We start from the raw sequence: 23,290 nt of genomic DNA on the forward strand, positions 1-23,290 counted from the left end.
CCCGGCTATGGCCGGGCAATTTGCCCGATCGTCCGCGCGCGCCTTCCATGGGGCGGGTTCCGCCTCTAGACTAAGCGCGGCTTTGCGGCTGCGGCCGCCAACCTCGCGAAAGAATTCGCCAATGCGAGCGTCAAGGATCGACCTCAAGCTTCGGCTCGCCCTGCGCGTCGCCGCTCTGGCGGCGTTCTGTTTCGCCGCCGCCGCGGCTTACGTTCTGTTCGAGACGGACCGCGCCGCGCAGGCGCGGGCGAACTGGATCGCCGAGGTCCTCGCCAAAGACCTCGCGCTGCAACAGGGCCAGCTCCACTGGATCAAGGGCGCGCCCAGCCAGTTCCCCGATTTGCAGAGAATTGCGCCGGCGCTGATGGCGCCCGGCGTCTGCGTCGCCTATCGCGCGCGGGATGGCGAGATGATTCAGCGCCTGTGCAGCGGCGTCGCGCCCGGCGACGCCGGCGCCCCACAGCTTTTCGCCGACCTCTACCAGCGCCTGTTTGGCGCGGACCGGGAGTCGGCGCGTCCCGTCATCTACCACGGCGAGGCGCAGGGGGAGGCTGTGGCGTCCATTGATCGCCAGAGCCTCATCGGACAGAGCTGGCATGAGACGAGCCGCCTCGTCGGGGTCCTCGCCGTCGCGTTGCTTGCGTTGTGCGTCCTTGTCTACGCTGCGCTCGCCGACGCCTTGCGGCCGACCCGGGCGATCCGCGCCGGGCTTCAGCGCCTCGCCGCCGGCGATCTCTCGGCGCGTCTGCCGCCCTTCGACCTCGCCGAGCTTTCGGCGGTCGGCAACGTCTTCAATCATCTCGCCGGCAGCCTTGAGACGACGCTCGCCGAGCGCAACGCGCTGACGCAGCGGCTGATCGCGGTCCAGGACGAGGAGCGGCGCCATCTTGCGCGCGAGCTGCACGATGAATTCGGGCAGTGCCTCGCCGCCATCGGTGCGGTCGCGGCCTCCGCCGACCAGACCGCGCGGCGGGAGTATCCGGCGCTGGCGCCCGCGTGCCAGAGCATCGCCCGCACGGCCGCGCATATGATGGAGGTGCTGCGCGGCGCGCTTTTGCGCCTGCGTCCGCCCGATGTCGATGAGCTTGGCCTCGCCGCGAGCCTTGAAGGCTTGGTTTCTGGATGGAACGGCCGCTGCGCTGGCGGCACGCGTTTTTCAATCGAGCTTGGCGGCGAATTCGACGCGCTGCCGCGCGATTTCGCGGCGAGCCTTTACAGGATCGCGCAGGAAGCGATCACCAATGCCGCGAAACATGCAGAGGCTTCGCAGGTGACGCTGAGGCTTGACATGCGGGAGCCCGCCGAAGCGGATCAGCGCGCGCGCATCGAGCTTACAGTCGATGACGACGGCAAGGCCGGGGCCGACGTCTCGGTCAAATCCGGCATGGGGCTGCTTGGCATGCGCGAGCGCATCGCCGCGCTCGGCGGCGCATTGAGCATCGAGACCTCGCGCCCGAGCGGGCTTCGCCTTCGCGCGCGAATTCCCGTCCCGCCAGCGGAAACGCCCCCGGACGAGACGAGGGACGCGGCGTGACGGACGTTGCGATAATGCTCGTCGACGATCATGCGATAGTGCGCGAAGGCTATCGCGCGCTGTTGCAGCAACAGCCGCGCCTCAAGATCGTCGCCGAAGCGAGCGATGGCGCCGAGGCCTATCGTCTGTTCAAGCAAGCGAAGCCGGATCTCGTCATCATGGATCTAACCATGCCGGGCTTCGGCGGCGTCGAAGCTATCAGGCGCATCCGGCAATGGGATCCCAATGCCCGCATTCTGGTCTTCACCATGCATCAGAACGCCGCTTACGCCGTGCAGGCGATCCGCGCCGGGGCGAAGGGCTATGTCACCAAAAGCAGTCCGCCCGAAGCGCTGGTGCGCGCCGCCTTCGATGTGCTGCAAGGCAGAATTGCGCTCAGCGCCGACATAGACCATGAGCTCGCGCTGAGCCGCGTCGCAGATGCGCCGGTCGCCACCGATGTGCTGACGCCGCGCGAGTTCGAGATTTTACGCATGTTGCTTGCGGAAAACTCGACCGAGGACATCGCCGGAATTCTTCACGTCAGCCCGAAGACGGTGGCGAATACGCGCTACCTCATCAAGGGCAAGCTTGGCGTTTCCTCCGACATTGAACTCGTTCTCGCGGCGCTGCGGCAGGGAATTTTGGGCGAGAGCGGACGCGTGGAGCCGGATGCGGGCGGCCCCTCGTGTCGCGATGACGTTAATTAGGGTCTGCTCACGTGGGGATGATGGAGTCAATGGCTGCATTTCAATCAGGCATGAGCAATCTCCGTTAGCTGTTTCGGTATCCGAGGTCCGAGCCTAATTGCACGATCTGGTCGTTTCCGCACCAGCTCAAACTCACATTCGGTCGTCGTGCGAAACGACTGCACCATGATCCCGCTTGCTATGGGTGAGGCTCAGGAGGACGAGACCATTCTTCACTTCGGCTTTTCAAGCCACACAGACCCTCTTCAAGCCACACAGACCCTCGATTCGTCCACCCGGATCCGCCGAGACTGATCGGGCCTCGGTAGATTTTGTTTGTCGCTTCACACGGTCGATCTCTTTAGATCACCGTTAGGCGGCTTTCACGATGGTGTCGGATTGTACTTAAATCGGCTCTGTTTCACTCTTGGTGCAAATCATCTTGATAAAGCGGAATCATCCGAGCGCGTAGCAGTTCGACGCCGGCGCGGCCATACATGGCCCGCTTGATCGCTTTCAACCGATTGATCTGGTCCTCCGTCTGCCCATTGCTCCAGGGCTCCAGCACCGCGTTTCGGAGGGCATCGATATCCTGACGCGCAGTTCGCGCGAAGCGCTGCATGGCGTAGACACCTGATAGGCGCGCATCCTGCAGCCAAACGCCGAGCTTTTCAATCGAGCCGCCCATTAACAAACCACGGAATCGCATTGCCAGCTGGCGCATGATGGTGAACTCGGCGGATTCGATCTTCAGCGCGTTGATGCTGGCGATTTGCTGGGGCGTCATCTGCCCGCGCGGCTTCACGCAAAGCGCCGCCGCCGTCAGGGACGAAATTTTGCGACCGGTCGTCGGGTCCAGCGTCGGCGATGGCGCCGAGGCCGGAGGCAGACCTAGATCGTAGTGACGAATTCCTCGCTGGAGGGATTCTCGGCGGTCGTTTTCCATGATTCAAGGCTGATTTTTGGAGATCAGCTCTGATGATTCGGGATGTCGATGCGCTACGCGACGATCAATGGGAGCGGCTTTGCGACCTCGTGCCGGGCGGCAGGGCCGGTCAGCGCGGGCCGCGCTGTGATAACCGGCGCTTCGTCGATGCGCTGTTATGGATGGCCCGCTCGGGCGGGCGCTGGCGCGACCTGCCCGAGCGCTTCGGCGACCATCAAGCGGTGAAACGACGCTATTACCGCTGGATCGAGCGAGGCGCGTTGGATGGGTTTCTGAAAGCGCTCACCACCGAAGCCGACCTCGAATGGCTGATGATCGATTCAACCATCGTGCGGGCTCACCAGCACGCTGCCGGCGCAAGAATCGCCAAAGGGGGGCGGATGCCCAAGGTTTGGGGCGATCTCGCGGTGGCCTGAGCACCAAGATCCACGCCGCGACCGACGCGCTCGGCAATCCCGTCCGCCTGCTGTTCGGGCCAGGCCAGCGCAACGACATCACCAAGGCGCACGCCCTGATCGAAGGCTTCGAGGCCGAAGCCGTCATCGCCGACAAGGGTTATGACGCCAATCACTTGCGCCAGGCTGTCCTCGAATGCGGGGCCAAACCCGTCATCCCATCGAAATCCAATCGCCGCGCGCCGCTCCACTACGACAAGGCGCTCTACAAGGAGCGCAATCTCGTCGAGCGTTTCTTCAACAAGTTGAAGCAGTTTCGACGGGTCGCGACAAGATACGACAAGCTCATCGCCAACTACCGAGGCTTCGTTCTCCTCGCCGCTATCGCCATAGTGCTAAGGTAAATCGTCACTACGACCTAGAGAGCGCGACTCTTTTAGACGGAACCGTATCCTGAGTTCGTGAGGTAGTTGGCGCACTCTTTTGGAGCGAAGAGGTCGAGGAGTTGACCGGCTTTTCTCCAAGTGGCTTCGACGTCACGGGGCTGGGCCTTGCGTATCAGGTGTTTGAGCTTGGCGAACACCTGTTCGATGGGGTTCAGGTCGGGGCTGTAGGGCGGTAGGAAGATGAGATGGGCTCCCCTGGCTCTGACGGCGGCGCGGGCGGCTTTTCCTTTGTGGCTACCGAGATTATCCAACACGACGACGTCGCCCGCAGAGAGCGTGGGGGCCAGGACCTTCTCAACATAGAGCAGGAACATCTCGCCGTTGATGGGGCCGTCAATCACAAAGGGCGCGTCGATGCGGTCATGACGCAAGGCGGCGATGAAGGTCAGGGTCTTCCAGTGGCTGTGCGGCGCATAGGCCTTCAGCCGCTGGCTCCGTGGTCCCCAACCGCGTAGAGGCGCCATGTTGGTCTTCACCCAGGTCTCGTCGATGAACACAAGGCGCGAAGGCGCGATCCGGCTCTGATATGCCTTCCAACGGGCGCGCTTTCGCGCCACGTCAGGGCGCATCTGTTCCTCGGGCAGCAGGTTTTTTTTGAAGCTCAGGCCCTCGGCGTGGACGAATACCCACACCGCCTTTGGATGGGTCTTGATCCCGCGCTCGGCCAATTCCGCCGCCAGTCCTCGCAGCGTGAACGGCCCAGAGGCGATGCGCGAACGCAACCACGCGGCGCAATCACCCGACAGCGCCCGAGGTTTGTAGCCGCCGATCCGAGCGGGGGCCAGCGAGCCGGTCTTGCGCTGGCGCGTCGTCCTCTTCGAGACGCAAGAGGGACTGATCCGTAGCGCAGCGGCGATTTCCCGGTTTGTCTCGCCCGAGGCCTTCCGCGCCAGCGCCCGTTCACGAAGATCAACCGAATACGGAGCCGTCATTCATGCTGGCCTCCTCCCCAGCATGAACCATGAATCAGATCACCACTGATTCGGGAATCTGGATTCCGTCAAAAAGCGCCCCGCTCTAAAACAGGAACTGGAATTTTTGCGGCATGGAGACACAACGGCGGTCCAGACTTCCTAAGCTTTGGCGGAATGGCGACTGCCCTCCCCGGCGCAAGGAGTCTCCCTACACGGCTGTAAGAGCCCGCGTAGCCGCGCTGCAGCATTTCGGCAAACAAGCGTCGCCCGTTCGTCATTCCCTCAGCCCAGCGGCGCAAGAGGAAGGCTTCGTGGTATGCTGGAGTTGATTGTGTCTTCCGCATCATGGAGTTGCGCGCCGGCAAGATGAGCAGGCGCACCCAGCGATCGACGCTCTTACGTCCGAAACCGACTTCCCTGGCGATGGCCGAGACCGTTTTTCCTGCATTGTAGAGCTCCCTGATTTTATCGAACAGAGCATGGCGGTTTGCGCGGCGAACAAGGTGGGCTGCATTTCGATATTCTAAAGCATCCGAGCCCTTGCAACGCCTCGCCAAACCTGAGGGAGCAGATTGTTGTGGTGCGGGTTCATCCTTTACAGCAAGGATGGCGCCTTCCCGACGCGCTTCCCCAATGGGCGCTCCCCGGATCCGCGCGCCGAACTGGCCGAGCTGCCGCTCGACGGCTTCCCGAAAATTCTGCAGCAGATGAAAGCGATCAGCGACTTGCCGCGCCTGTGGCGCCCCTCGCGCGCGCCTTCAGCATAGAGCCCGGCGCGGTCGCGGCTGACAATCTCAATCTCGGGATGCGCTTTGAGCCATTTGGCAGTTGAAACCGCTGATCGATCCGGTAGCCGGCGCTCAAGATCGACAATGATGGTTCCGTAGGTTGTCCCCTTCCTCCAAGCCCAATCATCGACGCCAGCCACGCGAATAGCGGCTGGATCGATCTGAGACCGGGCGCTCCGCTTCACATGTCGCAAGATAGTGGCATAACCCACTGGCATGCCAAGGCGGCCCATCAATCGCTCTGTGGGGCGTCCGCCAGCGCTATGCCCGAAGAGCCGAACGGTGTTAGACAAGCGCGCAGTTCGGCGCGCGAATGGCGCGGCCAGCCCGGGAAGGCGCTCAGTGAATATGCGCCTTTCACACTGATCATTCCGGCATCGCCAGCGCGTCAATCGCGCTTGAACTGATACTGGCGCTCCTTGTGCCGGAAGATCACGGAGCATACGCAAATACGAACTATGCCGCGACAATGACCGAATGCCGCGGCCCGGACATTGCCCATGAGCCTGTAGTTGTGACCTGCCACTGAGTTTTTCCTCCAGTTGAGATTAGAGCCCGGCATTTGATTGAAGGACGGACGAATGAAGCGGAAGCGATTTACCGAAGAGCAGATCATTGCAGTTCTGCGTGAACACGAGGCTGGAGCGAAGGCGGGTGATCTGGCCCGCAAGCACGGGATCTCGAGGCGACGCTGTATAACTGGAAGGCGAAGTATGGCGACCTACGCCGAGGTCCTCACCGCAACCGGCTCCAGCGCAGCGCAAAACGAAGGCTCCGCGCCTACGCCGATTGCTCAACCCGAGCCGAACGGCGTAACAGAAAGGGTCGGGACTTTAATCGCCGCTGGATGAAAGTTCAGTGGCAGGTCAGTCCATTGTTTTCTCCGGAATGGAGACATGCGCTCTGGGCCAGGTTCTTCAGGGCGGCGCCACGACGACTGCGGCGACGCATTCTTCTTCAAACGTGGGCTGCAAGAGGATGGTGCATCACATCTTCTTGCGCAATGACTTCGGCTATTTTCGGCTCGCCCTTAACGGCGCGAGCGATTGCGATTTTAGTCGCTTCATAGTTCCAATCCTGGATCTTCGTATTGTCTTTGGCCTCCCAATGGATGAAGACTCCGACGCAAATGAACACATTCTCGGCTTCGGCCTCGGGAATGATTCCAGCCTTGACGGAATCCACCACTGCTTTCGCAACTCCGCGTTGCGCAGGGCCAAACATCTGGGTTGCTTGAGTCGCATTCTTGATCTCGACCTTGTTGAACATTAAGGTCATTGGCTTGGCCATCAAATTGGGCGCCACAAGCGCGAGAAGCGCATTATCGCCCCGCTTTTGATTGGTAAGCGTGTTGCAGAAAGCAATTTCCGCGGCGCTTCCCCTTGGCCCCATAATAAGGTCGATATGCGCCAATTCGTTGCCCTCGCCTACGAGGGCTTCCGCGACAAGAACCCGATCGATCGTTAATCCGGCCATTTTGCTTCTCCTCCATGGACCGATGGCCCTATCCTTGGATGTGGTCTGTCGGCGGACTAGTCGAAGTCAATTACGCATGCGCGCCAGGATCCATCCATCTTCATTTCAGGTTGCAGCCGGAACGGTCTCGCCGCAACGGCCTCCAGTCGAGAGATATATGTGGTCGAGGGCTCTGACCACAGTCCTGTTGCGACGAAATAAATACAGTGGAGGTGAAGATGCTCATGTGAATCGTTTGGATTTGATCGGACATTGGCGTCATAGGGCCAAAGCGTGAGCCGGGGCAGGGCGCGGAGTTGGGCGGGTTGCGAAGAGCCAAGCCTCGGCGTTCAGTGAGGACGCCTCCGATGACGCAAGAACAGAAAATCGTTAAAGGAACTTGAGGACGAGAACGCGAAGCTGAAGGAGATTCTGGCCGAGCAGATGCTTGACGGGGCGGCGCTGCGCGAGCTCCTTTCAAAAAAATGTTAGGCCCGTCGGCAAGCGCAAAGCTGTCGCGCTTCTGCGGGCTGAGCTGGCGCCGGATCGCGACAGGCTTTGTCATCTCGTGTGTGGGTTTACTTGTCAGCCGGGCGATCCGCTCTCAACCCGAATGCCTAATATCATTGCTTGAGGGCCCTCGTCGCCGAGTCAAATTGGCTAAAACTCCCCTTTACTTCGCGGATTGGACAATGCCCTGCAAGCGCAAAGGCCCTAACTGATGCGCTTATGTCCCACGACGCCAAATAGACGCCTCCAGCCTCCCGTTGCCGCGGTATGTTTAGCGCAAAGCAGAGAGCAGTCTCGTGATGAATTTCACCCTTGAGTTCTTTCGCCTTCGGCTGCGCGACGTGGCGCACGCGACATTGGATCAGACTTCGATAGTCGCCGACAATCTCGACGCGGCAAAGGTGAAAGCAAAGTCGCTCTTCGCCACGCTAGAGTCGCCACAAAAACCGGAGCGGTTGCGCATCTTGAATCGGCTAGATCTAGCAGGCTGCTGAAAAACGCCTTGCCTTTGCGATTTTCGGGGTTGGGGCGTGATTTTCGCGGGCGCCCCGCGCCGCGCGGCGGGGCCCGGCTGGGCTTGGCGCCCCATCACGCGGTTTCCCCCATCAACTTCGGCAATCGGATGAGATTATAGGCGGCGGCTGCGAAGGCGAAGGACCAGCCGACCCGCTCGACGCCCCGGAACCTGGTCTTGCGCTGACCAGCGACCGTCTTCATCCAGCCGAACGCTTCTTCAATACGTTTTCTGATGCGCTGGCTGACCGCATAGCCGGGATGGCGCGTCGTGCGCCGGTCGATGGCCGAGCGGCGTCCATTGTTGTTTTGCGCCACATGCGGCCGCACGTTCATCGAGCGCAGCTCATTGACGAAAACGCGGGCGTCATAGCCCTTGTCGGCGCCAAGCGTCACGCCGGACGGGCGATTGGCGAGCGGCTCGATCATAACGAGCGCGGCGGTTCGTTCGGCTTGGCCGTCGGCTGGGGTCAGGCAGGCGTTGACGATGAGGCCGGAGCGATTCTCCATCAAGGCGTGGCCAAGAAAAGCGAGCCTGGCTTCCATGCCCGCGCCCTTGCGGTAGAGCTTGGCCTCGGGATCGGTGGTCGAGGCGTGCGACTCGTTCGAGCGCTTCTCGCCCTTGAAATCAACCTCGGTGTTACGTCCGGAGCCGGGCGGCGGCTCATCGCCCGAGCCGTCCCTGGGCTTGAAGCTCTTCATCGACGCCCAGGCCTCGATCAATGTGCCGTCAACGGAGAAATGCTCGTTTGACAGAAGCTTCTTCACGCGGGGCCGAGCCAGAACCGCCGCCAGAAATTTTGCCGCGATGGCGCCTTCAAGCAGGCGGTCGCGGTTCTTCGAGAACACGGTAGCGTCCCACACCGCATCGTCGACCGAAAGGCCGACGAACCAGCGAAACAGAAGATCGGTGTCGAGCCGCTCCATCAACTGCCGTTCGGAGCGCACCGAATAGAAGGCTTGCAGCAGCATGGCGCGCAACAGCCGCTCCGGCGCGATCGACGGCCGGCCGGTCTTCGAATAAAGCGCCGCGAAATCCGGCGCCAAGGCCGACAGCGCATCGTTCACAATCGCCCGGATCGCGCGCAGCGGATGATCCCGCCGCACCCTCGTCTCCAGATCGACATAGCTGAAAAGCCGCCCCGCCTGTTCGTCCGACCCGCGCATTCGTTCGCTCCCTTCGCAACACGAGGGAATCATGAACGCGGCTTAAGCGAAAGGGTTTTTCAGCAGCCTGCTAGCGCTTCGCGCCATGGCGATCCTGCTCCAGCCCTTCATCTGAAGCAGCCGGCTCGCCTCGTTCAGCACGTCCACAAGGATTTTGTCGCCAGGGACAATGCCCATGCGATGCAATGGAATATCAATCATAAGTCCGCCCCCCGGATCGAGCAAATGTTTGCGCGCAATATTTCTTATGCAAGGCGCAGTCGTTCGATGACGCCGCATCGCGATTTTCAATTCAGTGCGTAAAAGACTTCAGGACAATGAGAGCCCGCAGGAGCGGCGACCCGATAGCTGATCGGCGCCTCTGATCAGGCAATATTGGCAGGGCTGTGCGTCAGGATCGGACGTAGCTAGACCCCGAGCATGATTTTCCCATTGTAGAGCGATGACGACCGCGCGCCGCGTTGAGACGCCGCCCGCATGCAGTCCTGTTCAGCTTACTGTTCGATTGAATGAGGGCTGGCGAACCCCCGTTCGTCCGCGTCTACGGCTTCGGCGCTGAAGCTTGTGATTTCAGCCGACGCTGCGTTTCAAGGCATACGTCCTGATCCGTCGCATCGGGGTGGGATTGTCTTTGCATCGAAGCAAATCATGTGGAGGCGTTCATGCGCAATGACCACAAGGACAGAAGTTTCCCCGTCGTTCGCTCGACCGACGGCCCGAGCGATGCTCCAGCCGAACTCTGCAAGCGCAAGCTCGAAGAGCTCGCCTCCCGCCTCGACCAGTTTCACGCCTTCGCCAAGGGCCCGTTCGTCAAGTGGAAACCTGGCCTGAAAAACAGGAAACTCCCCGACTATGGCGAGCCGGCCATCGTGACCGGCGTTTTGCCAATCCCGGTCTTAGACCCGTGCGAGAATGGCGCGGCGAGCCCTTATTTTCAGGAACCGCTGACGCTCATCATCGGAACATATCGGGAGGATGATCTGCTTGAGTTCCACGTCGACGGCCGCAGATTTGAACCGTTCGATTTCTGAACCAGGACGCGCCCGGGTTCTTCATTCAGGGGCGTCCCACTATACCTGTACGAAAACAGAACTTCCTGCCGCCGCACCTGATAAAATTCGTCTCCGCCGCCCCAGAGTGATTGCGAAGAATCACGCGGGCTGTCACCATCATTCGATGCGCTACCAACCCTCGCAACGACTGTTTCGTCTTGCCCTCAGCCTCGCTGCGAGCCGCACCGGGCTGACGCTCGACGAAATGGCGGCCGAGCTCGAAGTCGGGCGCCGGACGGCCGAGCGGCTGCGCGATTCCCTGGCGGCCATGTTCCATCAGATGACATGGTGGGAGGATGAAGAGCGGGTGCGCCGCTGGCGGCTGCCGGGAAGCGCCCTCGTCGGCGTCGTCGAGCCCCGGCCGGAGGCCGTGGCTGCGATCGAAACCGCGGCGCGCGAATGCGCCATGCGCGGCGAAGACGACCGCGCGGCGCTGCTGCGGGAGGCGTCGACCACTTTGCGGGCGGTGATGGCGCCGGATGCGCTCCGTCGCGCCGAGCCCGATGTCGCCGCGCTGATGGAGGCCGAGGGCATTGCGATGCGGCCGGGGCCGCGGCCGATCATCGCCGCGGGCGTGCTGCCAACATTGCGCCGCGCGATTCTCGGCATGCAACTCGTGGTCATTCGCTACGAGGGCCCAAACGCCGAGGAGCCGGCGACGCGCATCCTGTGCCCCTATGGCATTCTCTATGGCGGGCGTGGGTGGCTCGTCGCCCATGCGGACCAGCGCCCGGACATGCGCTTGTGGCGGCTGGATCGCATCGTCTCCATCGACCTGCTCGATCGCGGGTTCGCGCGCCGCGAGGACTTCGATCTCTCGGCCTATGCGGCGCAGTCCTTCGGTGTTTTCCAGGAGGAGCCGATCGACGTCGTGCTGCGGTTTGAGCCCGAGGCGACGGATGAGGCCGCCAGCTGGCTGTTTCATCCGTCGCAAAGCACCGAGCGCGACGCGGATGGCGCGCTGATCGTGCGCTTCCGCGCCGGCGGCGCGCTGGAAATGTGCTGGCATCTGTTTTCTTGGGGAACTGCGGTTACCGTCGTGGCGCCGGAGAAATTGCGCGATGAACTCGGTACACTAGCTCGAGGGGTCTTGGCCCACCACCTATCGAAACGGTGAGGCGCATTGATTAGGATTGACGTCGCTCCCTGGGCTTAATCCAGCTTGAAGTTTGCTCTGGCCCAATCTGAGGACCAGAGCATGAAGCCCAGTCGCTTTTTGGAAGAACGGATCATCAGGATATTGAAGGAGCAAGAGGCTGGGTCTCGGTCGCGGATTTGCGCCATAAATAGGAGGCAGCGACGCCAGCATTTACATGTGGAAAGCCAAGTTTGGCGGGATGGACGTGTCCGAGGCCAGGCTATTGGCTCTGGAGGCCGCAAACATCAAGTTCAAGCGGATGCTGGCCGATGCTATGCTCGACAACGTGGCGCTGAATGAGCTCTGATTACAACATTCCGCTCCACCCCACTTGCAAAAATGCTCTCGGCGTCCGGGTGAGTGAGGATATCGGCGCCAGCACGCTTCCCGTGTCGCAATCGGACGCGAATGAGTTAAGCATAAAGGTACCGTCCGAATCTGACGTAGCCGATCCTGATAATACTTGTTGTTCATTTTCACGAAACGATTTGCTTCCGGATCAAGCATGACCAATGCGCATTTTGGCGGCGATGCCCGGCAGGGCGGCCGCACCGAGGTTTCCTGCGGCGGCGAGATCGACACCGACGGCGCTATCGGCGCGATGCTGGGCCTCGCCGTCGGCGACGCGCTCGGCGCGACGCTCGAATTCTCGCAGCGGGATTGCTCCCCGGAAATCCGCGATATTCTGGGCGGTCGCCCGTTTCGCCTCAAGCCGGGCGAATGCACCGATGACCCCAGCATGACGCCCGCCCTTTTCATCTCGATTTCTCTGATTGGGGAGTGATCATGCGCCGAACGATCGTCGTTCACACGCGACTGTCTGGCCATATGGCGCGCGTCGCCGCCGCGCGGCGCGGCGAGCATGGTGTTCAAATCCTCACCATGTCGCAGCTGGCAAGCCGGCTCGCCGGCGGGTTCCTGCAGCCGATTGACCCTGACGCGCTCCAGGACGCCGTTCGGAAGGCGTTGTCCGCCGGGAGCCTCGGCGATCTCGACGCGATCAAGACGCTTCCGGGCATGGTTCGCGCCGTGGTCGATACGCTGGACAAGATCTGGCGCGCCGGGATCGATCTGTCGACCTCGTCCGAACCCCGTCTTCGGGCGCTGCGCATGCTCGAAGTTGAAACGCTGCGGCGATTGCCCGCCTCGATGAAGCGCCCGGCTGGACTCGTCGAACTCGCCTGCGCCCGCATCGGTCATGCGCCAGCGGTCATCGGACCCGTGGAGATCCGTGGCCATAGCGAAATGTCGCCTTGCTGGCGACCCCTACTTTCGGCGTTGACGAACGCAGTTCCCGTCGTTTGGGTCGCGGAGGCCAGGTCCGTTCCGTCCTGGTTGACGGAAACGGCGGTCGAGATCCGCCGGGAGGCGCCCCCTGCCCCGACCGTCGCGCTGTTTTCATGCGCGACGCCGCAGCATGAGGCGCTCGAGGCGGTTCGGTGGATGCGCGAACTCATCGCCAGCGGAAAGGCTCGTCCCGAGGACATTGCCATCGCCGTCGCGAGCCCGGCCGACTTCGACGATCACATCATGGCGCTCTCGGCAGACGCCAATATTCCGATTCATTTCGTCCACGGCCTACGTGCGGTGACGACGCGGGACGGGCAGACTGTGGCGGCTCTGGCCGAAACGCTGCTGAAAGGCGTTTCGCAGGAACGGATTGGCCGGTTGTTCAAGCTCCTGCCTGAAGCGACGCCGGCACTCACAGGGCTCCCCAGCGACTGGGCGCGCGTTTTGCCGAAGGACGCCCCGCTCACGACCGTCCAGCGCTGGCGGCAGGCATTCGACCAGGTCGCGCCTGAAGATTGGCCGGAGGGAATCGACCGGTCGAACCTCGTCATGGACGTCCTCCAGCTCATCGAGCGGGGACCGGAAGAAGCGGCGGACACAGGCGAAAGGCTCCTTTCCGGGAAAGCGCTCGCGCTCTGGAAAAAGGCGCTCGCCGACGGGCCGGCCGCCGCGTTGACGGTGACCCTCGCGCAGCTCCGCATTCCCGATGGCCTCGAGCCGGCGGCGAACGTCATCTGGACGTCGGCGATCTCGCTTGCTTCCGCGACGCGGCCCTTTGTGCGTCTGCTGGCGCTTAACTCCGGTCGCTGGCCGCGTCGGATTTCCGAAGACAGGCTGATTCCGGATCACATCATTCCCATCGAAGAGCTCGACCCCCTGCCCGTCGCTGATGGCGATCGGCGGGATTTCCTGACAATCCTGAGCAGCGCGCATTCGGCCGCGATGTCCTTCAGCCGTCGCGACGTTGGCGGCCGGCTGCTTGGCAAGTCGCCTCTGATAAATGGATTCGCCGAGATCTATCTCAGCCGCGGCCGGACGCCCGAGCACGCCGCTAGCGAATCGGACCGGCTGCTGGCGCGGCCAGGCGAATTCAGGCAAACCCCGATCGCGATATCGGGCGCCGCCTGCTGGGACGACTGGTCGCGACCGGAGATCACCGCCCATGACGGCCTCGTCGGCCCTGGACGCCCGCGCCTCCAGAACGTGTTTAAGGGGCCTCTGTCGGCCACCTCGCTGAAACTCCTGTTGAGGGACCCGATCCGCTTCGTCTGGCGCTACGCCCTTGGCTGGAAACAGCCGGACGTGGCTGAAGAGCCGCTGAACCTGGACGCTTTGGCCTTCGGCATTCTCATCCACAGCATCCTGCAGGAAGCGGTGCAATCGCTCGAGGCGTCCGGCGGCTTCGGACGCGCGTCCCAGGCGAAGATGAAGCAGGCCGTCGATGAAGCCATTGCATCGGTCAAACTGGCGTGGGAGCGCGAACAACCGACGCCGCCCCCGGTGATCTGGGGCGCCGCGCTCGACCGCGCAAAAGACCTCTCCGTCAAAGCGCTCGGTTATCGCCTCCCGCCGCTGCATGGGCAGAAGAGTTGGACGGAAATACCGTTTGGACGGCCGGATGGCCCGCCGCAGGCCGATATGCCCTGGGATCCGACCCGCGGCGTCGAGATCCCCGGAACGGGGGTCTTCATCCAGGGCAATATCGACCGGCTGGATCTCGCCGCCGATTGCTCCGCGGCCCGGGTCATCGATTACAAGACAGGGAAGCTGCACGACGACATGGCGGATGTCGCGATAAGGGGCGGCGATGAGCTACAGCGCTGTCTCTACGCCTTCGCCGTCAAAACGCTCATCGGACCCGACATTAAAGTCGACGCCGCGCTGCTCTACCCGCGCGCAGCCGAAGACAAGCAGCCCCTGTGCCCCCTTTCCGACGTCGATGGGGCGCTGTCGCAACTCGCTGCTGCGATCGGCCTTGCGCGAGCGAACATCGAGGCGGGCCTGGCCTTGCCGGGCATCGCCGCCGCGGACGCTTACAACGACTTCGTGTTCGCCCTGCCGGCCGGCGCTGCTTATCTACCGCGCAAAAGCGCGCTGGCGGCGGAAAAACTCGGGCAAGCTACAAAGATTTGGGAGGCCCTGTGATGGACGGCAGGAAAAAGCGGCTCCCCGATCATCCGGCGCGCTTCGCCGCCCTCACCGAACTCGATCGCTCTCTTCTCGTCGAGGCGGGGGCAGGATCGGGCAAGACATCGGTCATGGCCGGCCGCGTCGCCATGCTGCTCGCTCGCGGCGTCGAGCCGAAGCATATCGCGGCCATCACTTTCACCGAGTTCGCGGCCAGCGAATTGATGAGCCGCATCTCGCGTTTCGTCACCGCCTTGGCGGACGGAAAAATCCCTGAGGATCTCGAGATCGCCTTTCCGCAAGGCATCTCCCCCGCGCAGAGGAAAAACCTGCACCGGGCGAACAATCTGATCGACCAACTGGTCTGCACGACAATCCATGGTTTTGCGCAGTCGGTGATCAAACCCTACCCGATCGAAGCCGGGATCGATCCCGGCGCGGAGATCATCGATCCGGTCGAGGGGGACCTCGCCTTCGCGGAAATCTACGAGGCCTGGATCCGCGAGCGGCTCTCCGGCGAGGCTGGCGACGACATCGTCGCCGAGCTCGTTCTCGCTGACGAAGATGGAGGGCTTGCGCTCATTCGGGAAGTCGCCAATTTTCGCCGGCGCAATCGCGACGCGTGTCCGGGCTCCATCGACTGGTCCGCAACACTTGTGGAGACATTCACGAAAGCGACGGCGAATTTTTCCGCTGAACTTGTCCGCATGGAGTTTCAGGAAGAGGAGACGGCGTCAAGGGCGCAGCGTTTCGGCGATCTCGGTCAAACCATCGCCGGTTTGGCCCGCGACGCAACTGCGCCATGCCGCGGTCTGGTCGGGATACTGAACCTCACCAATCCCTCCGCCTGCTTCACGCAGGCCGGCGGGGCTCGGCAACTTAAGACGCTGGGCCGATGGCAAACGGCCGCCGCTGCGGCGGGAAGGCCGAAGGCTGCCGGAACAGAAGCCCATCAGGGCGCCAAATCGCGTTACGACGCCTGTCACGACGCCTTCGCCGCGCTCCGCACGCAGACCGCCGCCGAGGTCCTTGCGCGCATCGCCCGATCGATGGACGGCCTCATCGCGAATTGGCAAGCCTGGAAGCGCGATGCGGCGCTGCTCGATTTCGACGACCTGCTCTATACGGCGCGAGATCTCGTGCGCGAGCATGAAACCGTCAGACAGGCGCTGGCCGGACGGTTTCGCCATGTTCTGGTCGATGAGTTTCAGGACACGGACCCTCTGCAGATCGACCTCCTTTGGCGCCTGTGCGGCGAATCCGTCGAAGAGGCCGACGCTGCTCCTCTCAAACGGTCGTTGCGGCCAGGGGCGCTGTTTCTCGTTGGCGATCCCAAACAGGCGATCTACCGTTTCCGCGGCGCCGATGTGAACGCCTATATCAGCGCGCGCGACGCCATCGGCGCCGATGCGCTGTTGAAGATCACCGCGAACTTCAGGTCGGTCGAGCCGATCCTGACATTCGTCAACACCACTTTTGAAACTCCGCTGTCGACGGCCCTCGGCCAACCCGGTTTCACGGAACTGGCGGCGACGCGCAGCGCCGAGCCGAAAACTCTTGCGGTGGCGGCGCTCGATATCGCGACCGCAGACGATGCGAAAGCCAGCGAAAAGCGCGACGCCGAGGCGGATCGGATCGCCGAACTCTGCCGCCGGCTCGTCGGCAATCGTCTTGTCCGCGATCGTGATGGCGCTCTGCGGCCGGCCCGGCTGGGCGACATCGCCTTGCTTGCGCCTGTCGGCACGGAGCTCTGGCGATTCGAGGAAGCCCTCGAGACCTGCGGCATCGCCGTTTCGACCCAGGCGGGAAAGGGCTTCTTCCGGCGTCAGGAAATCAAGGATCTCATCGCTTTGACACGAACGCTCGCCGATGGCCGCGACACGCTGGCGCTCGGCGCGCTGCTGAGAGGCCCTCTGGTCGGGCTGACGGAAGCCGAATTGCTCGAGATTGCCGAAGGCCTGCCTTTGGATCCAGATCAACCGGATCGTCTGCCCCAGCTCAATCTCTGGACCGATCCCGACGAGATCAACCACGAACTCGCGAGCGGACTTATCCGGTCGTTGCAATCTCTCGCCAAGCAAGCTCGCTCGACGACGCCTTACGCCTTGCTGAGCGACGCCGTCGGCATCCTGAACGTCCGGGCGCAGCTTCAGCGGCGTTTCAAGGCGGGCGCCGATCGCGCGCAGGCCAATATCGATGTTTTCCTCGACATGTCGCGCGCCTATGACGTTCGCGGTCTGCGCGCCTTTGCGCGCGACATGCGCGCGAATTGGGAGGACGCGGTTCGTCAGGTCGAGGGCCGTCCCGACGCCGAAGAGCAGTCCGTCGCCCTCATCACAATCCATGCGTCCAAGGGGCTCGAATGGCCCATCGTGATCCCGATCAACATGACAGGCCGCCCGAAATCGGATTCTGGGCTCATGCACGACCGCAGGGCCGATCTGTTCTCTATCCCCGTTCTCGGAATCGCGCCTGAGGACTATGCCGACATACAGGATCGCAACGCGGAAGAACTCGAACGCGAACGGGTCCGGCTCTGGTATGTGGCCGCAACGCGGGCGCGCGATCTCCTTGTGCTGCCCCGGCATTCGCCGGATTTGGCGAACGGCGCCTGGGCCAGACTGGTCGAATTCGACTTGCCATCGCAGCCAGCGATAGATCCCGAGGAGGTCGGCGACCCGATGCCGTCGCCTTCCCTTCCTCAGGAAAACCCTCAATCGCGCGAAATATTCGCCGAGGAAGCGAAGCGCATCGTCGAGGGCCATCGCAAGATCGAATGGCGTCAGCCCAGCCGCAGTGAAACGAGTGAGGCTGCGGAACTCCGGCGCGAACCGGTTTTTGCAACCGTCGAATCTCTTGAGGAATTCCAGGATGCGCGGCAACCCATCGCCGGTAGCGCAACCCGAGGAACGCTCCTTCACAAACTGATCGAGGAAGTGCTGAACGGCGAGGCGGCGGACGACGCGCCGGCTCTCGTCGCACGCGCTAAGGAATTGCTGATGCAGCTTGCGATCGCGCCATCTGAATCGGCGAAGGACGGAATTTCGCCCGAGGAGATTGCAGCGACCGTCGTCAGAACGTTGAACCTTCCTGAAATTGCCGAAATGCGTCCGCGGCTTGTCCCCGAACTCGTGGTCCTGGCGAGCCACAAAGTCGATCATCGCGAGATTATCGTTTCCGGCGTCGCCGACGCTGTCGCTTATAATTCCGAGGGCCAAATCGAGACGATCATCGATTGGAAAAGCGACGTCGAAGTCGACGCCGCCCGACTGGCGTCCTACCGCGCACAGATTGAAACCTATCGTCAGGAAACCGGCGCGAAGCGGGCTTTTCTGGTCCTCATGACGCTGGGCAAGGTGTTGCCCGGATAGCGACGTTGATTGCCGTCTCGGTTCCTCCTGTCGGGCGCCCGACGCCAGAAAGAAGCCTGACCCGTGCGCAAGCAAAAGCGCTCGACACGGATAGCGAAGGGTTTCATCGTAACGGCCTGAGCGGCTTTGAGAGTCCTGAAACATGAGCCGCGCATATGCCGCCAAAACAGATAATGCTTGTTGATTGTGCTCCATCGGATGCGGTGAAAATGAACAGCGATCCATCCTTGTCCTGGCCGGTCTTCTTCGATTGCGAAGCGTCGAGCCTCGACGGCTATATCATTGAGATCGGCTGGGCCTTCATCGCCATGGACAGCGGAGAAATCGTTTCCGCCGCTCATCTCGTTCGTCCGGCGCCCGACTGGAAAATCAGAGACGCGTGGAGCCCGAAATCGGAAAGGCTGCATGGCATTTCCCTCGCGCATTTGCGCGAGCACGGTCGGCGGGTCGAAGAAATCGCCCGGATCATGAATGCAGAGCTCGCCGGCCGCGAGCTCTTCTCGGATGCCTGCTCCTACGACGAGAGGTGGCTCCGTCAGGTGTTCGATGCGGCCGGCGTCGAGCCCTCTTTCATTTTTCGCCGCACCGACCCCGGAATCTTGCTCGAGCGGGCGGCCGCGGATCAAAGTTTCGATCAGGCGCGTCTGCATCAGGCCATGGAAGAGGCGGAGCAAAATCGCCGCCACCGCGCCGAAGCCGACGCCCTCATCTGGGCGGAGCTGTGGCGAATGGTGATGCAACGCCCCTAAAGGCTCGCTCACTGGCGCCCTGGACCCGTTCCTTGGTGACAAGCGCGCACTTTTGAGACAGTGCATGTCTTGGCGCAAAATGTTTCGCAACTGGCAGAAGAGTTATCAGTGATTCCCTGGTCCCTGCTCGACAAGGCGCAAATACCCGGAGGCGGCGGTGAACTCCGCCTCATGCAGCGTGGCGCCGAATTCTCGATCAGGCTGGGCCAAACCGAACTGATGAACAGTCGCCTCAGCGGGTCCGAGGAGGCGCTCGCCACCCTCTCTTGCGCGAGAATTCGAACCCGCGAGCGGCCACGGATACTGATCGGCGGGCTGGGCATGGGCTTCACGCTCCGCGCCGCGCTTGCTGCAGTCGTCGCCGAGGCCGAGATCATCGTCGCAGAACTGGCGCCCGCTGTCGTGGCATGGGCCCGCGGTCCGATGGCGGAGCTCTTCCAGAGCAGCCTGACGGATCCACGCGTCAGCATTCTGGAATCGGATGTCGGCCCCCTGATAAGGTCTGGCCGGTCGACTTACGATGCAATCTTGCTCGATGTCGATAACGGCCCCGAGGGTCTGAGCCGCAAAGCCAATGATGGACTATACGACATGGAAGGATTGAAGGCCGCCCGCGCGGCGCTGCGTCCCGGCGGCGTCCTGGCCGTATGGTCATCGGGACCAGACAGGAGTTTCGCCCAGCGACTTCGCAAGGCCGGTTTTGGCGTGGATGAAGTCCGGGTGCGCGCCAACGGAGCGCGTGGCGGCGCGCGGCACGTCATCTGGATCGCGACCCACACTGATCCGACGGACAACGATGTTTGTTCCTGAATAAGCGATCACGCTGGACCATCGAGCGTGAAGAGGCCGATTTGGTTCTCGACTTTACCTTTCCCCGAGCCCGACGCCGGTGTGCGGGTGACGGGATCGACGAGATGGTGCGAGCGCATCTGGACGAAGTGACGATTGTGCTGCCGGTCCTTACCGACGAAAATCGTCTCCACAGTAGTCCTCATGTGTTTGAAAAGATCATCGACGTTCAACGTGAGCTTCGAGATTGATCATCCTCCTCCCGCATTGGACCATTTTTGATTGAGTACGCGGAACTCTTCCGATAGCTTGACCGGATAAACCAGAAACTGGGTACGCCTGGTTTTGGTGCGGGTCATGTCACTGGGAGTGCATGGTGGCGATTGAGAAGACGGCCCTGCGATGGGGCGTCGAGCGACGACTCGAATTCACCGAGTTCCGATTGTTTTGGGAGGGGCAAGTGAATCGGGGAGATCTGATGGATGCGTTCGGGGTATCGGTGAACCAAGCGTCCACAGACCTGAACCGCTACATCGGAATGGCGCCCGACAACATGGTCTACGACAAGAGCGCCCGGACTTATATTCGCGGTATCCGGTTCGAGCCGCGGTTTCTTAAGCCAGATGCCAGTCGCTACCTTTCGCAACTTTGTTCAGTAGCTGACGGCATCCTTCACCACACCGACGCCTGGATAGGGCAGTTACCGCCCTGTGTTACAGCGCCCACGCCCCTACGAGGCGTCGATGCCGAAACCCTTCGCTCGGTATTGGCTGCAATCCGGCGGCGCGAGGCGATCGAGGTCAAGTACCAATCGCTCTCTCGGCCCGAACCTAGTCGGCGCTGGATCGCGCCCCACGCAATCGCGTTCGACGGATTCCGCTGGCACACACGAGCTTTCTGCCTTTCGGAAAAGTGCTTCAGGGACTTTCTCCTCTCCCGCATACTCGAAATCCGCGGCATCAGAGATAGCAGCGTGCCGCCCGACGCAGATCGGGACTGGAACGAAGAGGTCACGCTTGAGATCAGCCCGCATCCCGCGCTTTCGGAAACACAAGCGAAGGTAATCGCGATCGACTACGGAATGCGCGGCGGCAGGGTCAGGATCAAGGTGCGTCGGGCGCTGCTTTACTATGCTCTCAGGCGCCTCGGGCTCGACACCGATCCGAAGGCACGCCGACCGCAAGACCAGCAAATTGTGCTCCTAAATCGAGAGGTTATCTATGAAAATCATAGATAAAATCTCAAAGATACTGGGCACTTTCAGCAAAGTCACGAATGAACGAGAACTTCATCCGCTTGACCCAGCTGAGCTCCGGATGATTGCAAACGCCCGTGTGGAGCAGCTCGCCGAATTCGCTAGGTCGCCGCGCCTGCACGGGGTGGATCCCAAAGGCGATTCTCCACTGCATCTTGCCGCGCGGATGGGCAACCTAGCCTTGTGTGATCTGTTCGTCAGGTCAGGTGCTGATCCTCGCGCAAAGAACCATGATCGTCATACTCCTGCCGACGTTGCCTCAAGCGAGGGCCATCGTCTTGTGGCGCAGCTGCTCTTCTCGCTCGCCGACAATCCGCCCATCGAGGATTCAGATGCCGCGCTGGCCGTTGGGCGGCTTGGACACTTCGCCGGCGCACAGACAAAGGCGGTGCGAGCGGGGACGTTTCAGTCTGCGGCAATTGAACGGGAGGAAGATCGGGCTGCGTTTGGCGAGCCCCAGACCTTCGAACCGGAGGAGGACGCAGAGCGCTTCTTCTATCGATCTGCCGGCGGGCCAGTTTCGGGTACGTTCGTGGCGTTGGGGACCAGCGCTTCGCAAGGTGCGAATGATGCCGATGTCGACTGGGAGCTTGATCTTTCGCCGACGCAGATTGCTGGAGAGGGCATAGGTTCCGAAGCGGCTGTCACTCCTGATCTGGCCGGAGATGATGACTTCCTCAAGGTCCGAAGGCGGGGCCGGCGGTCGATCAAGCCTGCTGCATTACCGTCAAGCACACGACTCTCGATCGCTCCCGAATGTTGCCTGAATTGGGCGACCGAGATCCTCGAAAAGGGATACTTCTGTTCCGACGACGTTGACGCGTTGATTTCATTTTGCGAGGGCAACGGTGACTCCGATGAGCTCCGATCTAACCTGCTGAGAATCCTCGACGCAGCGGGGCTTGAGTCGTTCGACGAGGCAATCAACTGCGAAGATGCCCTATGGGATATCAGATCGGACATTTCTGCCGACGACCTTGCCGAGGCGCTGGAATCAGCATGCTCGCGGGCAACGCGCCTGCCAGGCACCTCGCGTTTCAATATGGACAAGGCCATCGAGGCTCGTCTGCTAGAGCCGCTGCTGCGGGCGAAGCGGGATCTCCAGTTAGGCATTCTCGCCTGCGAACCCGCTGTCCACGAAATACTTGCCAATTTAGACAAGCTTATCGACGGCTCCGTGCAGACAGGTTTTGTAACGATGAGACCGATAGTCCCATCGCGGCCCGATGAAGCTGAAACGGCCGCTTTTTTCAAGGCAGGGCAGGCCCTGCGGTACTGGAATTTGGCCGGCCGCGTGATGGACGGCAGGCGTCGTCGGGAAGCCTTGGAAGCGCTGGAGGCGCTTGACCTTTCCCTCGTGTTCCACAATGCGCTGGTGGGAGTTCTTGCCGAGCACGAACACTATCTTGAAGCTTCCCGTCGACTCGATGCCATGATCTCGGCCATCGAGCGGCTGATCATCGAACATCTGCCCTACGCGCGTCGCTTTGCGGCACGTAACGTCGAAGCGGGGGAAGACCCTGAAGATGTCTTTCAGGTGGCATTCATGGGGTTGCAGCGATCGACCCTTCGCTTCGATCCCGAGCGGGGGTACCGGTTCGTGATCTATGCCACGTTCTGGATGAAGCAGGTGCTGACGCGATGGCGCGCGGACGAAGGAGCGATAGTACGGATCCCGATGCATCGGCACCAGAAACTCGCAAAACTCGACGAGGCGGTTGAACGGCTTGAAGGCAGCCACGGTCGACCACCAACAGAGTCCGAATTGGCTGAGGAACTTGGATGGGACTTGAAGGACGTCAAGCTATTTCTGGACATTCCCCGTCATTACTCCGATCTGGAGGGCCTCGAGCAATGGGAGGGGGCCATTTCAGGCCCTGAACAGGAGGAAGCCCTTGGCCAGGTGGAAGCGGCGCGTATCATCTCGGAAGCGCTCGCAGAGCTGCCGGATCCGGATCGGCAAGCAGAAGTAATCCGCATGCGTTACGGCATTGGCCGCGACCGCGACATGACGCTGGAAGAAATCGGTCAGATTTACAGGGTGACGCGCGAGCGCATCCGACAGATCGAAGCGATGGGTCTTGAGCACCTTTCGCATCCACGGCGCAAACGCCGCTTGCAGACATTGATGGGGCTCTGAGGGGATGGTTGTACGTAATGTTCCACCTCATGCCGGCGCCATG

17 protein-coding genes and 5 pseudogenes are annotated in these 23,290 nt (G+C 61.8%); 16 read left to right on the forward strand and 6 right to left on the reverse strand.

Going from position 1 to position 23,290, the window contains the following annotated elements; all coding sequences use genetic code 11:
* Window positions 1–121 precede the first annotated feature (121 nt).
* Together SIN04_RS10460 and SIN04_RS10465 are read left to right on the forward strand one after the other, a co-directional pair.
* A complete protein-coding gene (locus tag SIN04_RS10460; RefSeq protein ID WP_341264430.1) occupies window positions 122–1,534 on the forward strand; it encodes a sensor histidine kinase in 1,413 nt (470 codons plus the stop codon).
* Window positions 1,535–1,548: 14 nt separating this feature from the next.
* Complete coding sequence (locus SIN04_RS10465) at window positions 1,549–2,223, forward strand: response regulator (RefSeq protein ID WP_134492433.1); 675 nt, start codon at window positions 1,549–1,551, stop codon at window positions 2,221–2,223.
* A gap of 400 nt (window positions 2,224–2,623) precedes the next feature.
* Here the strand turns inward: SIN04_RS10465 and SIN04_RS10470 are convergent, their stop codons facing one another.
* On the reverse strand, window positions 2,624–3,148 hold the full coding sequence (locus SIN04_RS10470) for a transposase (protein ID WP_134488946.1): 525 nt from the start codon (window positions 3,146–3,148) through the stop codon (window positions 2,624–2,626).
* A gap of 32 nt (window positions 3,149–3,180) precedes the next feature.
* Here SIN04_RS10470 and SIN04_RS10475 point away from each other — a divergent pair.
* Window positions 3,181–3,947: pseudogene (locus SIN04_RS10475) on the forward strand (IS5 family transposase).
* A gap of 32 nt (window positions 3,948–3,979) precedes the next feature.
* On the opposite strand, the gene SIN04_RS10480 reads toward SIN04_RS10475, so the two are convergent.
* Complete coding sequence (locus SIN04_RS10480) at window positions 3,980–4,921, reverse strand: IS630 family transposase (RefSeq protein ID WP_134488950.1); 942 nt, start codon at window positions 4,919–4,921, stop codon at window positions 3,980–3,982.
* Between the two features lie 557 nt (window positions 4,922–5,478).
* On the opposite strand from SIN04_RS10480, the gene SIN04_RS10485 reads away from it, so the two are divergent.
* Window positions 5,479–5,670 (forward strand): hypothetical protein, encoded by a 192-nt coding sequence (locus SIN04_RS10485; RefSeq protein WP_134488952.1) that lies wholly within the window; start codon window positions 5,479–5,481, stop codon window positions 5,668–5,670.
* 602 nt (window positions 5,671–6,272) lie between these two features.
* Window positions 6,273–6,415 (forward strand): annotated as a pseudogene (locus tag SIN04_RS10490) (transposase); the annotation flags it as partial.
* A gap of 233 nt (window positions 6,416–6,648) precedes the next feature.
* Here the strand turns inward: SIN04_RS10490 and fae are convergent.
* Window positions 6,649–7,167: a formaldehyde-activating enzyme gene (fae, locus tag SIN04_RS10495; protein ID WP_341264431.1), complete on the reverse strand. Its 519-nt coding sequence runs from the start codon at window positions 7,165–7,167 to the stop codon at window positions 6,649–6,651.
* 363 nt (window positions 7,168–7,530) lie between these two features.
* Between fae and SIN04_RS10500 the strand changes: the two are divergent.
* Window positions 7,531–7,717, forward strand: a pseudogene (locus SIN04_RS10500) (IS3 family transposase); the annotation flags it as partial.
* A 527-nt stretch (window positions 7,718–8,244) separates the two neighbouring features.
* Here SIN04_RS10500 and SIN04_RS10505 read toward each other — a convergent pair.
* A complete protein-coding gene (locus SIN04_RS10505; protein ID WP_134488956.1) occupies window positions 8,245–9,336 on the reverse strand; it encodes an IS5 family transposase in 1,092 nt (363 codons plus the stop codon).
* A 42-nt stretch (window positions 9,337–9,378) separates the two neighbouring features.
* Entirely contained in the window at window positions 9,379–9,537 is a 159-nt protein-coding gene (locus SIN04_RS10510) for a hypothetical protein (protein WP_166795907.1), read from the reverse strand.
* Window positions 9,538–9,998: 461 nt separating this feature from the next.
* Here SIN04_RS10510 and SIN04_RS10515 point away from each other — a divergent pair, with 461 nt between their 5' ends.
* The 8 genes and pseudogenes from SIN04_RS10515 to SIN04_RS10550 all read left to right on the forward strand — a co-directional run bounded on the left by SIN04_RS10515 (window position 9,999) and on the right by SIN04_RS10550 (window position 19,873).
* On the forward strand, window positions 9,999–10,367 hold the full coding sequence (locus SIN04_RS10515) for a hypothetical protein (protein WP_134488958.1): 369 nt from the start codon (window positions 9,999–10,001) through the stop codon (window positions 10,365–10,367).
* A 145-nt stretch (window positions 10,368–10,512) separates the two neighbouring features.
* Window positions 10,513–11,505, forward strand: coding sequence for a helix-turn-helix transcriptional regulator (locus tag SIN04_RS10520; RefSeq protein WP_341264432.1), 993 nt, complete (start codon window positions 10,513–10,515; stop codon window positions 11,503–11,505).
* Window positions 11,506–11,586: 81 nt separating this feature from the next.
* Window positions 11,587–11,830 (forward strand): annotated as a pseudogene (locus tag SIN04_RS10525) (transposase); the annotation flags it as partial.
* A gap of 201 nt (window positions 11,831–12,031) precedes the next feature.
* Window positions 12,032–12,310, forward strand: a complete 279-nt coding sequence (locus tag SIN04_RS10530; protein ID WP_134488962.1) for an ADP-ribosylglycohydrolase family protein — start codon at window positions 12,032–12,034, stop codon at window positions 12,308–12,310.
* 2 nt (window positions 12,311–12,312) lie between these two features.
* Window positions 12,313–14,961, forward strand: coding sequence for a PD-(D/E)XK nuclease family protein (locus SIN04_RS10535; RefSeq protein ID WP_341264433.1), 2,649 nt, complete (start codon window positions 12,313–12,315; stop codon window positions 14,959–14,961).
* Window positions 14,961–18,314, forward strand: coding sequence for a UvrD-helicase domain-containing protein (locus SIN04_RS10540; protein ID WP_134488964.1), 3,354 nt, complete (start codon window positions 14,961–14,963; stop codon window positions 18,312–18,314). Before SIN04_RS10535 ends, SIN04_RS10540 begins: the two co-directional genes overlap by 1 nt.
* Before the next feature lie 209 nt (window positions 18,315–18,523).
* Window positions 18,524–19,063, forward strand: a complete 540-nt coding sequence (locus tag SIN04_RS10545) for an exonuclease domain-containing protein (RefSeq protein WP_134488966.1) — start codon at window positions 18,524–18,526, stop codon at window positions 19,061–19,063.
* 108 nt (window positions 19,064–19,171) lie between these two features.
* Window positions 19,172–19,873: a spermidine synthase gene (locus SIN04_RS10550; protein WP_134488968.1), complete on the forward strand. Its 702-nt coding sequence runs from the start codon at window positions 19,172–19,174 to the stop codon at window positions 19,871–19,873.
* Between the two features lie 32 nt (window positions 19,874–19,905).
* Here the strand turns inward: SIN04_RS10550 and SIN04_RS10555 are convergent.
* Window positions 19,906–20,058, reverse strand: a pseudogene (locus SIN04_RS10555) (IS21 family transposase); the annotation flags it as partial.
* Window positions 20,059–20,225: 167 nt separating this feature from the next.
* On the opposite strand from SIN04_RS10555, the gene SIN04_RS10560 reads away from it, so the two are divergent.
* Complete coding sequence (locus SIN04_RS10560; protein ID WP_197731964.1) at window positions 20,226–21,089, forward strand: WYL domain-containing protein; 864 nt, start codon at window positions 20,226–20,228, stop codon at window positions 21,087–21,089.
* Window positions 21,073–23,247: a sigma-70 family RNA polymerase sigma factor gene (locus SIN04_RS10565; RefSeq protein ID WP_134488972.1), complete on the forward strand. Its 2,175-nt coding sequence runs from the start codon at window positions 21,073–21,075 to the stop codon at window positions 23,245–23,247. Before SIN04_RS10560 ends, SIN04_RS10565 begins: the two co-directional genes overlap by 17 nt.
* Window positions 23,248–23,290: the final 43 nt, after the last annotated feature.

The organism is Methylocella tundrae, from assembly GCF_038024855.1.
Classification (GTDB): Bacteria; Pseudomonadota; Alphaproteobacteria; order Rhizobiales; family Beijerinckiaceae; genus Methylocapsa; species Methylocapsa tundrae.